We start from the raw sequence: 12,327 nt of genomic DNA, 5'->3' as shown, positions 1-12,327 counted from the left end.
GAACGTAAAAAAACAGTACAGAATCCATCTGTACTGTTAAATGTTCACTCTTCCATCTTCAGCAGTCTGCGTGCATTCCCCTCCATGATCTTGGCCATGATGTCAGGGGGCAGATCACCGCTTCTGTAATGCTTCATTGCGTAGTCATAGGGCACATTGGGATAGCAGCTTGCATACAGCACCTGGTCTTCAAGTCCTTTATCCGCCGCTTCCAGATACTGTTCTGCCCCCGGGAATCCCATGTAGAAATCCGGGCAGAGATACAGGTTTGGATAATGGACAGCCACAGCTATGGACTCATGGACAAAGGGCCAGGCGGCATGTGAAATGATGAGGTCCAAATCCGGATACTTCTCCAGTACGCGGATCAGCTGGCGCGGGTGGATATAGTCATAATCCGCCCCTTCAGCCAAAAGTGTAATCAGCATGCTGAGTGTCATGCAGAATGGCAGATCATGCTCCATGCACGCCTCGAATATCGGATCCAGAATTGGGTCACCAATGGGTGTGAGCGGCCTGATCTTGGCAGGATTGGCTGCCACACCATGGAACCTCCCGGTTGCAGCATACTTGTGGATCGTCTCCACCGCTTCCTCCACCGTCATATCCTCGATGCCTATGAACCCGAAGAACCGCCCCCCTTCATTGCTGGAAAGGAAATCAAGCAGTTCTGCATTCGAACTGCCCGCCTGATTGTTCCTCCCCAGAATCACGGAATGGGTAACCCCCTGGCTGTCCATCTCATCAAGCATATCCTTCATGGTCATGGCTTTAGTCGGTGTGAGATCCTTCAGCACACGGAACCTCCCCACCACCGAAGTCCTCCCCTGTTTAAAAAGCGGTTCCCATTTGGGAATCGGTGCCTTCATCTTGAAGCCGATTGCCATATCATGTACGCCTCCTCATCTTGCTGCCGTTCTATCCCTCAGCACTTACAGTCACATCTTCACCAAACCATTCATTGGAGATTTCAGACAAAGTGCCATCCTCCCGCATTTCCTGAAGGGCACCGTTGATCTCTTCGATGAGCTGGTCATTCTCCCCGGTTTTGGCAAATGGCAGAGCGACCAGCTTTTCTCCAAATGCCTCTTCCGTCACCCTGAGTGGAATCCCCTTGTCCTGTATTTGCGCAAGCAGTGTCTCCCTGCCTGTGACAAAGGCATCCATATTTCCACTGGCCACGTCGCTGATGATGACGTCCATGGTGTCATAGTTCACCAGTTCGATTCCATCCGCCTCATCCTCGGTCTTCAGGACATCACCATAGTTAGAGCCGGTGACATTGGCTACCCGTTTGCCCTGGACATCCTCAAGCGAATTGATGTCTTCATTATCCTGTGCAACTCCCAAGCCTGCCCTGGAATAGTAGTAGGGATCGGTATAATTGTACTTTTCCTGCCTTTCCGGCGTCACTGCAAAATTGGCCAGTGTGTCCACCTTCCCGGTCTCGAGTGAAGCCAGAGCACCGGTCCAGTCCGTCAGCGACCATTCGATTTCATATTCCAAGCGGTCGAAGACTTCCTGATAGACATCGGCACTGAATCCTTTTACTTCCCCATCTTCCGAATATACTTGCGGATATCCATCCGGCGTCGAACCGATTTTTATGACCGCGCCCGACTCCGCTTCATTGGCACTGGATTCTCCACATGCACCCAAAACGAGCACAAGTGCGAACGTCAAAAATATATAAAACTGCTTCATCATTTCCGCCTCCATCTATAAATCATACTTACAAACTATGTTTTTCATCCTAATAAACATATCATTTAAAAAGTATGACTACAATGGACTCTCTTATAGATGATTCCCCGCTTCCTTATAACCTTTTTCAATAAGCCATGAAGAATATAAAAAAGCAGACTCACAGAGTCTGCTTTTTATGATGGCTTCTCTACTATGAAATTTTGTGGTGCCACATGTACTCCTGTTTTTTGGTCAGGACGAGATGTACGTGCCGCCATTTACATGGATGAACTGGCCGGTCATATAGGCGGAGCCTTCCGAAGCCAGCAGAATGTAGGGCTCGACCAGGTCTGCAGGCTGTCCGGGACGGCCGAGAGGCGCTGTGACCCCGAATGATTCCTGCATATCGGTCGGCATCGTAGCCGGAATCAGCGGCGTCCAGATGGGTCCAGGTGCTACACCGTTCACCCGGATGCCCTTCTCGGCAAGCTCCTGGGCGACCGAACGGGCAAAAGCGACGATAGCGCCTTTCGTGGATGTATAGTCGATCAGCGCCTTATTGCCGACATATGCATTGATTGATGTCGTATAGATCAGACTGTCTCCAGCCTGCAGATGCGGGATTGCGGCTTTCGTAAAATGCACCATCGAAAAGAAGTTGACGTCAAATGTGTGTTTGAACTGCTCGGCGCTGATGTCCACGACACTGCTCTTCACTTCCTGACGTGCTGCATTATTGACCAGTATGTTCAGCTGGCCGTGCTTCTCCACCACTTCCTCAACCACTTTGAAACAGAATGCTTCGTCCGCGATGTCCCCGGCATGCAGCGTACACTTTACACCTTCCTGCTCGACCCGCTGTTTTGTAGCCTCTGCATCTTCATGCTCATCCAAATAGGAGATTGCGATATGTGCCCCTTCCTTCGCGTAGCCGATGGCAACCGCTTTTCCAATTCCGCTGTCCCCACCGGTGATCAGGGCCACTTTGCCTTTCAGCTTGCCCGAACCGACATGGCTCTCCAGTTCATAGACCGGTTCAGGGTCCATTTCCTTTTCCACGCCGGGCTGGCGGGACTGCGTCTGTGGCTTCACACCGTCTGATAGATACGTCTGCTTATCCAGTTCACTCATTATAGAATGCCTCCTTGGAGAATTATTGAAGTCACCCTTTCAGTACCACTTCGTGGAAAAGCTAAACGCCTGGCGACAATCCGACTGTCTGTCCTTTGGTCATTTCAAATGATTCAGTATGCAACTCTGATGTTTCTGTCCCCTGCACTTTTACTTTATAATGGAGGAAGACGAAAGGAGATACATAGTATGGAGATCAAAGAAATAACAGATATTCAGAACGACCGTGCGGAGTTGTCACGGCTATTCCAGGAAGTCGTAGCCCAGGGCGCCTCCATGAACTATCTGCACCCGATGAGCGATGAGACGGCAGCCCGCTATTGGGAGGGTGTCCTGTCGGAACAAGTCCATCTATACGTCGCCATACTGGATGGACAGATTGCAGGCACGGTACAGCTGCACCTCAGCGATAAGGAAAACGGACAGCACCGGGCGGAAGTCGCCAAACTGATGACACATCCGGACGCCCGCAGGAAAGGGGTCGCGAAAGCATTGCTTCAGCATGCAGAACAGGCAGCCATCCAGAAGAACAGGTGGCTGTTGATGCTGGATACCGAAAAGGATGGGCCGGCGAATGTCCTCTATCAGTCGGAAGGATACATGCTCATTGGTGAAATCCCTAGCTATTCACAGGATCCATTCGGAGAATACAAAAATGTGAACGTCTACTATAAGCTTTTGAACTGACTGGGCGGATCCTCCCCAAAAATTCATATGCGTTTTCTTTAGTTGATGCAGATTATGGGTAGATATTCTATATGTCAGATTCACTCGGCATGAGGGCGGGACATTGGACAGCCCGCATCCCCGCCCCGCAGGGACCAAGCATGCCGTGACAGCCAAATTTCAAAATCAGGGAGAGAAGAAGATATGAAAAATGTTGAATTCCACAATGGAAATACGATGCCGCAGATAGGACTCGGTGTATTCAGGGTTGAAGATGGTGAAGAATGCAAGAACGCAGTCAAACATGCGATTGTGAACGGCTACCGCAGTATCGACACGGCCATGATATACAAGAATGAAAAGAGCGTCGGTGAAGGCATCAAAGAAGGCATGAAGGAAGCCGGCATCGACCGCTCGGATCTTTTCATCACCTCAAAGCTGTGGTTTGACGACTTCGGCCGTGGAAATGTCGAGAAGGCCTATGATACATCACTCGAAAATCTGGATCTTGACTACCTTGACCTGTACCTCGTCCACTGGCCGGGTACTGACGAGGAGCTCATGATCCAGACGTGGCAGGAGATGGAACACCTGTACAATAACGACCGGGTCGAGAACATCGGCGTCAGCAACTTCTTGATTCCGCACTTGGACAAGCTCCTGCAGCGGACGGACGTCAAGCCTGTCATCAATCAGGTGGAGTACCACCCCTACCTTGTGCAGAACGACCTGAAGCTGTATCTGGAGTCCCGCAAGATCATCATGGAATCCTGGTCTCCACTGATGAACGCCAAGGTGCTCAATGATGAGACCATCAACGAAATTGCTTCAGAAACCGGCAAATCAGCAGCACAGGTCATCATCCGCTGGAATATCGAAAACGGGCTCGTCACCATTCCGAAGTCCGTTACACCTGAGAGAATCGAAGAGAATATAGATGTATTCGACTTTTCCCTCAGTAATGAGCAGATCAACCGGATCAATCTGCTGAACAGGGATGAACGCAATGGATCGGACCCTGCCACATTCAATGGCAAAAAGTAATCAGACATGCTCTCGCAATGACCATGTGAATAAAAAGAAAAACCACTCCCATAACCGGACAGCTTCCGGCATATGGGAGTTTTTTATTGTCCTGTCCTCCTCTTCCCTCATTCGGATGGATAGATAAAGTAAAATCCTCTGCTTTCCGGTATCTGTCTACCCGTTCTGCAGAGGACTTTCTAAATCATATGGAAGAGTGCACAATGCCTCCAAGTGTGAAAATCAATCGACAGCCGGCCGCTGCCTCACAAAGCCGAGGAATATGATCAGTGCACCAATGCTGCAGAGGATGATGACGAGCCCCATGGGCCATGCCGCCTCATCTCCTGCCATGCCGACCAGCGGTGATACAAGTGCACCGCCGATGAATGGCAGCAGCCCGAGAAATGCTGAGGCGCTGCCGGCGGACTTCTTCTGGTTCTGCATGCCGAGCGAGAAGGCGGTCGTCGACACCATGCCGACACTGGATACGACGAGCAGCAGAGCGATGAGCATCGGCAGGAGAGGAAGCTCCAGCATGACCACTACTATGAGCAGGAGGCTGCCGACAACGGACATCGACACGCCCATCAGCAGTATCCTCACCTCATCCACTGTCGAGGAGAGTCTGCCGGCCGCCTGGGCGGCTACGATGATACCGAGGCCGTTCATCGCGAATATGAGCGAGAACTGCTGGGGTGAGACTTCATAGATGTTCTGCAGAACAAAGGGCGAACCGGCGATGTAGGCGAACATGGCGGACATGATCAGCGCCTGGGTAAAGGCGATGCCCATGAAGACTTTATCCTTAAAAAGGTCGTCGAACGTTTTGACGACGGCAAACATGCTGCCCTCTGAACGGTTCGATGCCTCCAGCGTCTCCTTGAACATGAAGGAAACCGACAGGAGCAGAAGCACGCCGATGGCCGCGATGACCAGGAAGACGACCGGCCATGAACCGAAATTGAGGATCATGCCGCCTGAAATCGGAGCAAGTATTGGTGCCGCCCCATTGACCAGCGCCAATAGTGCAAATGCCTTCGTCAGTTCCTTTCCTATATACATGTCCCGTGCCGCCGCCCGTGCGATGACGATGCCCGCTGCACCCGTAAACCCTTGAACGAAGCGGAGCAGCACGAACACCCATATGTTGCCGGTGAAGGCGCATAGTGCAGAAACCAACGCGTATATGGCAAGTGTATATAGAAGTGGCCGCTTCCGTCCCATGATGTCACTGAGCGGACCGAATATGAGCTGTCCGGCGGCAAGACCGATCAGACAGGCCGTCAGACTCAGCTGGGCGAGCGATGCAGTGGTATTGAGGTCCGTGGCCACAATCGGCAGTGCCGGTAGATACATATCCATCGACAATGGACCGATCGCAGTCAGCAGACCAAGCAGTACGACAATCCAGACCTTCCGGGATTTTTCTTCATGATTCACGTTCATGGGACACCTCTTCTTATATCATATTTCTGATGATTAAACGCCCGCTTATCATTGGCCAAGAAACAGGCCGCAATTGAACATTCAAAAAGGTATTGAAACATTAGATATCATTCTTCAAATTCTATGTCGTCGTATGCATGAGTCCAATGATAAGGTTGAAGTGCTTCCAAAGTTTTGAATTCAATGTTGTCATGATAGTTGCTTGTCACCGCAACCTTAACCCCTCTGCCCCAATAAAGTAGACGTTCCTGACATGTACCGCATGCTGTCAGTATTTTAAATGCACTACTTTCATCATCTCTGACCAGACATAAGGAGTGTGTGATAACTTCTGCCTCTTTATGTGCCTCCAGTATCGAACCTGTTTCAATGCAAAGTTCTGTAGAAGCATTAATGACTTCTGGAGCTACGGACGTATAAATTTTCCCTGATTTTGTGTACATAGCTGCGGCTCCGCCCCAACCTTTTGGATATCTATTTTCTATCAATTCTTTTGCTTCTTCAAATAAAAGCTGCTCTATACTCATTTCATTCACCCTCTCAATTATTTAATATGAGGATTGCACTTATAGCATGGGTTGGACATCTTTTCCTCCCATACCATTCGTCTCCCCATCGGCACAAATCGCTGTTCTTTCAACTATACAAATGTTCTCCTGCTATACTAATCTTCAAACATCACACCCGGACATCTCTTTTTGATTTCGCCAAGGAAATTCTTTTTATATTGAGGTGAAATTTTGATGCTTCCAAAAAATGTATACTGATTGAAAATCTCAAGCGCATCCCTCGATGACAATATTCTATGTCCTGATAAAACTTTATCTGTAGAGGTTATTCTTGTGATACTTTTATATGGAATCCGGCTCCTGAATGGACCGCCTTTTATCAATAAGTAGTCATCCAAGAAGACATACTCGACTGAAAAAGTCATACATAAGATGAGACTTGCCACCAAAAGGAATATAGAAGCACATATGAGGATCGCCAGTAATGGTGCATCTTCCAGTAATAGTGGTAAAAATGAAACCAGTCCAATGATCAGTATTACAATCAATATAAAGCCAGTATAAAATGCATCAACTTTTGACCGAAAAACCACAACCCTTCCTCCTTTTATATGTCTTCAATCACATATAGAACTTAAAGTGCTACATTTCATCCACTACCTCCATGCCCAGAACAGACATAGCATCTTTTATTATTTTTGAAATTTGCTCCAGGAGGATCAGTTTCGACTGCTCGTTCCCGCTCCCTATGATTCGCTCTTTACCATAGTACGCATTGAACAGCCTGCATAACTGCAAAGTATATCTGCAGATGACGGAAGGAGCATAGCGGTCTGCCGCCTCGACCAATACGTCTTCATATCTTGCCATATGTTTGAGCAAAGGCCACATGGCATCATCAAAAGTCATTGCAGCCTCAGAATCGAGTTCGCTTTTTCTTAAGATTGAATGGATCCGGGAATTGGTATACATGACATAGACGGCAGTTTCACCATCGAATTTGAGCATATCTTCAATATTAAAATCATAGCTGTTCATCCTGTCATTCTTAAGGTCATGAAACTTGATCGCACTGACTGCGATTTTTTCCGCCACAACTTCTTTATCCTGCAGTTCCGGATTTTTTTCATCTATGACAAACATAGCTTCTTTCTTTACATCCTCTATGATTTCTTCAAGTAATATGACTTCGCCCTTTCTTGTGGACATTTTCTTGCCATCTTTCAAAATGAGTCCAAACGGAATATGTCTGATCTCCGGTTTCAAGTCGAGCAACTCGCCCAGTTGGAACAGCTGCTCGAAATGTACAGACTGCTCCTGACCTACAACGTATAGAATCTTATCTGGATAGAATATATCAGTTCTATAGAGCATCGCTGCAATATCTCTTGTGATATAGAGGGAAGCCCCATCTTTCTTTTTAATTAATGCCGGTGGCACGTCTTCCAATCTTACAATGTATGCCTCATCATCATATTCCAACAGATTTTGCTTCTCCAAAAGGATGCTGGCTTCTTCAAGTTTATCATTGTAGAAAGACTCCCCCTGTATGTAGTCGAAAGAAATATCCAGTTGATCATAAAGCTTCTGGAAAGCCTCCAATGAAACTGTTCTGAACCATTCCCATAAATCGAGGTATTCCCTATCCCCTCTCTCAAGCTTACTGAACGCATCTCTTGCCTCCTGATCCAACGGTGGATTTTTATCCGCTTCTTTATGGAAACGTGTATACAGTGCGAAGAGTTCTTGTATGGGATTGGCTTCAACCTTTTTAGCATCCCCCCACTTGCTGTAGGCGACAATGAGTTTTCCGAATTGAGTCCCCCAGTCGCCCAGATGGTTAATGCCAATAACTGCGGCACCATTTTTCTTGAGCAGCCTTGAAAGGGAATCACCGAGTATGGTCGCTCTCAGGTGTCCCATGGAAAAAGGTTTGGCGATGTTCGGGCTGGAAAAGTCCATGACATAGGATTGCCCCTCCAAATAGGATATATTTCCAAAGCCCTCTTCAAGAATGGCATCCATAATGAATCTGCTTCCTGTCTCCTTGTCGATGTAGAAATTGATATAGCCATTGATGATCTCTACTGATGAAACCATCTCACTTTGAAATTTCATGGAGATATCTTCAGCAATCAATTTGGGCGATTTTCTGAATAACGGTGCCAATGTGAATGTAGGAAATGACAAATCCCCGTATTCTTCGTTTGAAGGGGTTTCGAGAATTTGAATAACCTCTTCCAATCCCAAGTGACCTTCCAACACTTTATGCAAATCTTCAGCAATTCTATTCTTCAGCATATGATTCCCCCTAAAAATAAAAATAACCCACCTCCATATAGAGGTGAGTTGCTCACGGTACCACTCCAAATATACTCTCATTGATAACGGTGTTGCCACCAGATGAACGTAATGCGTTTCGTCCACTTCCCCCATCCGGCTTCCACCATCCCGGACTCGCTTAAGAACTCCATGAACTACTCTTTTACTGAATTATTCAATTATGTATATTATAGCTAACATCTAAATTTTTTCAATAGTTAATTAATATAACAGTGGAGTAGAGTCTTCTCTCCTTCACTGCAAATATTTTACTCATTCCATGCCACGCCATAATGATTATAATCTATCTCTGCGGCTTTTTCGACAGCAGTGCACTGATGATGCCGATGACCGGGAAGACGACCATCAGCGTGAGAATGAATGTATAACTGCCGAACATATCGTATCCAAGGCCGAACGGCAATGGGCCGAGTGAAGAGCCGATGACGACCATTGTAGAACCGACGCCATTGATGCTTCCCACGTAGCGTCTGCCGAAATAGTTGGACCAGACGACATTCGTCCCGATCCGTTCGAGTCCGTTCGACATTCCCCATATGACACCGAAGAGTATCGCGAGCGCATAGGTGGTCACGTTATTGAGGAAAAGCAGGAGGATGATTTCAATGACGAATATCATGACCAGGATGTAGTTGGTCCTGATCCTGTCGGTGATGAGGCCTGAAACGAAGGACATCGGAATGCCGACCATGGCCATCAGGCTGAGCACCATAGCGGAAGCCCCCATTTCAAGGCCGTTCTCCTTGAAGATGGAGACGATGTGGAAGGTGATGCCCGTATTGATCATCGACGGTATGCCGACGCATATGAGCAGTGTCCAAAATGACAGGGTACGGGTCGCTTCCTTCAGGGTCCAGCTGTCCTCAAGGACATGAATGTCGTCACCGCCATCTTCTTCATTACCATCTATATTAAGGCGCAGCCCATCCGGTGACAGCCCCATCTCCTCCGGTGTATTCCGGATGAAGATCCAGGCGATCGGTACGAATATCACGAGCAGCGCAAAGCCCCAGAACTGCCAGGCAAACCGCCAGCCCCATTCCGATATGAGCCAGACATTGATGATCGGGAACAGCATCGCGCTGGAGAAGCTCCCGAGCATCATCAGACTGAACGCCAGTCCCCGCTTCCGGATGAACCATTGGGGGACGAGCGTATTCGGAATCAGTGTCATGCTGCCCTGCCCGAAAAGGCGGATGAAGAAGAAGCCGATGGCCAGCATGAACATATTCTGCACGAAGCTGTTGAAGAAGGTCGCAAGAGCAAGGACGATTGCCGCGATGATCATCATCTTCTTCTGGCCGAACCGGTCGATGAAGTTGCCCACCCCGATCATGACGAATCCGGCGACCAGTGTCGCAAATGAATAGAGGCTCGATACTTCCGTACGGCTCCATCCAAACTCTTTTATGTATTCATCGATGAAGGCGGCATTCGAATAGGTCTGTCCCGGTCCCGAGAAGAAGACGGCCAGTCCGCATACCGCCACGATCACCCAACCATAATAGAAATTGTTTTTATTTTTCATTTCGGCGTCACATCCATTTGGAATCAAAGATTATGATGCAACCGGAAATAGGCAGTTATATACTGCAACCGGTTTTCTTTAGAATAAATGATTCATCTCCATAAAAGAAGCCCCCAAAGCTGATATGGTTCAACTTCGGGGATACGGAGTGGTTTTAGCCAGCCATTCTCTACTCCATCTCTTCCCGCTTCGGCATGCCGCTCTGGGCACCAAGCTTCTGTACGGAGAGGGAGGCGGCTTTATTGGCGAATGCGACCGCTTCTTCAAGCGTCCTGCCTTCAGCGAGTGCGACGGCGAGTGCGCCATTGAATGTATCACCGGCTCCTGTAGTATCGGTGACTTCAACCTTCTCGGTCGGCACTGTGATCATCCTGTCCTCCCTGAAGAAGGAAGCGCCTTTGGCGCCATTTGTGATGATCAGCCTGTCATGGAATTTCGGCAAGCCGTCTGTATCATATGCAAACAGCTTCTCCGCTTCATTATCATTTGGTGTGATGTATGTGGCCTTTTCCCAATGTATATCATCCAGCTGCATGGCAGGCGCGGGGTTGATGATGACGGGTACGCCGAGTGTACCGCAGAGATCGAGGATGTGCTCAATGGCCCGTTTCGGAATTTCGAACTGGATGAGGACATAGTCACTTGCTTCAATTTGTTCTTTGAATCCGTCCACATAATCCGGGGTGACTTCACCGTTGGCACCGGCAATGATGATGATCCGGTTGTCATGGTTTGAGACGATGATGTTGGCGAGTCCGGAGGAGATGCCTGCCTCCGTTTCTATGGCACCCGTATCCACACCCTGGGCTTCGAAATTATCAATGAGGGTGGCACCGAACGGATCGCCCCCCACCTTGCCGATCATATGTACTTCTGCACCGAGTCTCGCGGCGGCGACGGCCTGGTTGGCGCCCTTGCCGCCGGGCAGGGTCTTGAAGCTGTCTCCTGAGATGGTTTCGCCCTGCTCGGGCATGTTTTCCGCAACGGTCACGAGGTCCATATTGATGCTGCCGATGACTGTAATTCTAGGCGTCTTCATACGCTTTCACCCCACCGTATGATTCAAGGATTTCTTCGAACAGGTTCCAGAATGCTTCCTGATCCACCTCATGGGCGAAGCGAGTGTTCGGTATACGGCCCGTGACACCAAGCATGTCGACTGCGGTTGCTCCGTATGTGAATTCGCCTTTCGTCTCGATCGCCACATGGACGTGTTTGAAGCCGAACAGTTCCGGCTTCAGCAGATACATCGTCGTGCAGGCATCATGGATCGGCCCGCCCGCCATGCCGAAGTGCTCCTGATACATATCGCCGAAGAATACGAGCAGCTCGGCGACGAAGTCCGCCACCTTGTTGTCGATCTTTGCGATCCGTTTCTGGATGTCATCCGTCGCAATCACCTCATGTGTGGCATCGAGTCCGAACATTACAATCGGAACACCGCTCTCATAGACCACTTTTGCGGCCTCCGCGTCCACATATATATTGAACTCGGCAGCGGGCGTCCAGTTGCCGAAGGTACCGCCGCCCATCAGGACGATCTCTTCTATATTCGCCTTTATTTCGGGCGCCTTGACGAGTGCCATGGCGATGTTCGTCAATGGACCGGTCGGTACCAGTGTCACCTTCTCTTCAGACTGCATCACCTGATTGATGATGAAATCCACCGCATGGCCGTCCGTTTTCCTGCTCACCGGCTCCGGCAGTTCGGGGCCGTCCATACCGGACTCCCCATGGATTTCAGTCGCGATTTCGCTCTCCTTCACAAGGGGCCTCGAGGCGCCCTGCACGACCGGGACATCGAGTGCGAGCAGGTCCTTCACCTTCAGTGCATTGACCGTATTCTTCTCGACTTCCACATTACCGGCGACCGTCGTGATGCCGAGAATTTCGAGGTCGCTCTCTTTTGAAGCGGCGATGATGATGGATATTGCGTCATCATGCCCCGGGTCACAATCCAGAATTACTTTTCTTGCTGTCATTTTTCTGCAT

At 49.1% G+C, this 12,327-nt stretch carries 12 protein-coding genes; 2 read left to right on the top strand and 10 right to left on the bottom strand.

Translation table 11 applies throughout. The annotated features are described in order from the left end of the window. Positions 1 to 44 precede the first annotated feature (44 nt). From BO53_RS0112660 to BO53_RS0112650, 3 genes are all read right to left on the bottom strand, one after another. Positions 45 to 887, bottom strand: coding sequence for an amidohydrolase family protein (locus BO53_RS0112660; RefSeq protein WP_031548797.1), 843 nt, complete (start codon positions 885 to 887; stop codon positions 45 to 47). Between the two features lie 31 nt (positions 888 to 918). Next, a complete protein-coding gene (locus BO53_RS0112655; RefSeq protein ID WP_031548793.1) occupies positions 919 to 1,707 on the bottom strand; it encodes a transporter substrate-binding domain-containing protein in 789 nt (262 codons plus the stop codon). Positions 1,708 to 1,938: 231 nt separating this feature from the next. Next, the gene (locus BO53_RS0112650; RefSeq protein WP_031548790.1) at positions 1,939 to 2,817 is read right to left on the bottom strand and encodes an SDR family oxidoreductase; all 879 of its coding nucleotides are present in this window, start codon (positions 2,815 to 2,817) and stop codon (positions 1,939 to 1,941) included. Between the two features lie 189 nt (positions 2,818 to 3,006). Here BO53_RS0112650 and BO53_RS0112645 point away from each other — a divergent pair, with 189 nt between their 5' ends. Both BO53_RS0112645 and BO53_RS0112640 read left to right on the top strand, forming a co-directional pair. Next, positions 3,007 to 3,504 carry a GNAT family N-acetyltransferase gene (locus BO53_RS0112645; protein ID WP_037342224.1) on the top strand — a complete coding sequence of 166 codons (498 nt, stop codon included), beginning with the start codon at positions 3,007 to 3,009 and terminating at the stop codon, positions 3,502 to 3,504. Positions 3,505 to 3,687: 183 nt separating this feature from the next. Next, positions 3,688 to 4,527, top strand: a complete 840-nt coding sequence (locus tag BO53_RS0112640; protein WP_031548782.1) for an aldo/keto reductase — start codon at positions 3,688 to 3,690, stop codon at positions 4,525 to 4,527. Positions 4,528 to 4,749: 222 nt separating this feature from the next. Here BO53_RS0112640 and BO53_RS0112635 read toward each other — a convergent pair whose 3' ends face one another. From BO53_RS0112635 to BO53_RS0112605, 7 genes are all read right to left on the bottom strand, one after another. Further along, complete coding sequence (locus BO53_RS0112635) at positions 4,750 to 5,955, bottom strand: multidrug effflux MFS transporter (RefSeq protein WP_031548779.1); 1,206 nt, start codon at positions 5,953 to 5,955, stop codon at positions 4,750 to 4,752. 107 nt (positions 5,956 to 6,062) lie between these two features. After that, entirely contained in the window at positions 6,063 to 6,482 is a 420-nt protein-coding gene (locus tag BO53_RS0112630; protein ID WP_031548776.1) for a cytidine deaminase, read from the bottom strand. Between the two features lie 137 nt (positions 6,483 to 6,619). Further along, positions 6,620 to 7,057 (bottom strand): PH domain-containing protein, encoded by a 438-nt coding sequence (locus BO53_RS0112625; protein WP_031548774.1) that lies wholly within the window; start codon positions 7,055 to 7,057, stop codon positions 6,620 to 6,622. 49 nt (positions 7,058 to 7,106) lie between these two features. After that, positions 7,107 to 8,891, bottom strand: coding sequence for an arginine--tRNA ligase (argS, locus tag BO53_RS0112620; RefSeq protein WP_169738753.1), 1,785 nt, complete (start codon positions 8,889 to 8,891; stop codon positions 7,107 to 7,109). A 199-nt stretch (positions 8,892 to 9,090) separates the two neighbouring features. Further along, on the bottom strand, positions 9,091 to 10,335 hold the full coding sequence (locus BO53_RS0112615; protein WP_031548768.1) for an MFS transporter: 1,245 nt from the start codon (positions 10,333 to 10,335) through the stop codon (positions 9,091 to 9,093). A 169-nt stretch (positions 10,336 to 10,504) separates the two neighbouring features. Beyond that, on the bottom strand, positions 10,505 to 11,374 hold the full coding sequence (rbsK, locus tag BO53_RS0112610; RefSeq protein ID WP_031548765.1) for a ribokinase: 870 nt from the start codon (positions 11,372 to 11,374) through the stop codon (positions 10,505 to 10,507). Further along, a complete protein-coding gene (locus BO53_RS0112605) occupies positions 11,361 to 12,317 on the bottom strand; it encodes a nucleoside hydrolase (RefSeq protein ID WP_031548762.1) in 957 nt (318 codons plus the stop codon). Before BO53_RS0112605 ends, rbsK begins: the two co-directional genes overlap by 14 nt. Between the last annotated feature and the right edge of the window lie 10 nt (positions 12,318 to 12,327).

The organism is Salinicoccus luteus DSM 17002 (assembly GCF_000712035.1).
Classification (GTDB): Bacteria; Bacillota; Bacilli; order Staphylococcales; family Salinicoccaceae; genus Salinicoccus; species Salinicoccus luteus.
The sequence above is the reverse complement of the archived record's forward strand: the minus strand, read 5'-3'. Positions and strand labels throughout refer to the sequence as shown.

What these genes read in the sequence shown, in the direction of transcription:
- BO53_RS0112660 (WP_031548797.1), bottom strand. Translation starts at nt 887, where the DNA reads ATGGCAATCGGCTTCAAGATGAAGGCACCGATTCCCAAATGGGAACCG.
- BO53_RS0112655 (WP_031548793.1), bottom strand. Translation starts at nt 1,707, where the DNA reads ATGATGAAGCAGTTTTATATATTTTTGACGTTCGCACTTGTGCTCGTT.
- BO53_RS0112650 (WP_031548790.1), bottom strand. Translation starts at nt 2,817, where the DNA reads ATGAGTGAACTGGATAAGCAGACGTATCTATCAGACGGTGTGAAGCCA.
- BO53_RS0112645 (WP_037342224.1), top strand. Translation starts at nt 3,007, where the DNA reads ATGGAGATCAAAGAAATAACAGATATTCAGAACGACCGTGCGGAGTTG.
- BO53_RS0112640 (WP_031548782.1), top strand. Translation starts at nt 3,688, where the DNA reads ATGAAAAATGTTGAATTCCACAATGGAAATACGATGCCGCAGATAGGA.
- BO53_RS0112635 (WP_031548779.1), bottom strand. Translation starts at nt 5,955, where the DNA reads ATGAACGTGAATCATGAAGAAAAATCCCGGAAGGTCTGGATTGTCGTA.
- BO53_RS0112630 (WP_031548776.1), bottom strand. Translation starts at nt 6,482, where the DNA reads ATGAGTATAGAGCAGCTTTTATTTGAAGAAGCAAAAGAATTGATAGAA.
- BO53_RS0112615 (WP_031548768.1), bottom strand. Translation starts at nt 10,335, where the DNA reads ATGAAAAATAAAAACAATTTCTATTATGGTTGGGTGATCGTGGCGGTA.
- rbsK (WP_031548765.1), bottom strand. Translation starts at nt 11,374, where the DNA reads ATGAAGACGCCTAGAATTACAGTCATCGGCAGCATCAATATGGACCTC.
- BO53_RS0112605 (WP_031548762.1), bottom strand. Translation starts at nt 12,317, where the DNA reads ATGACAGCAAGAAAAGTAATTCTGGATTGTGACCCGGGGCATGATGAC.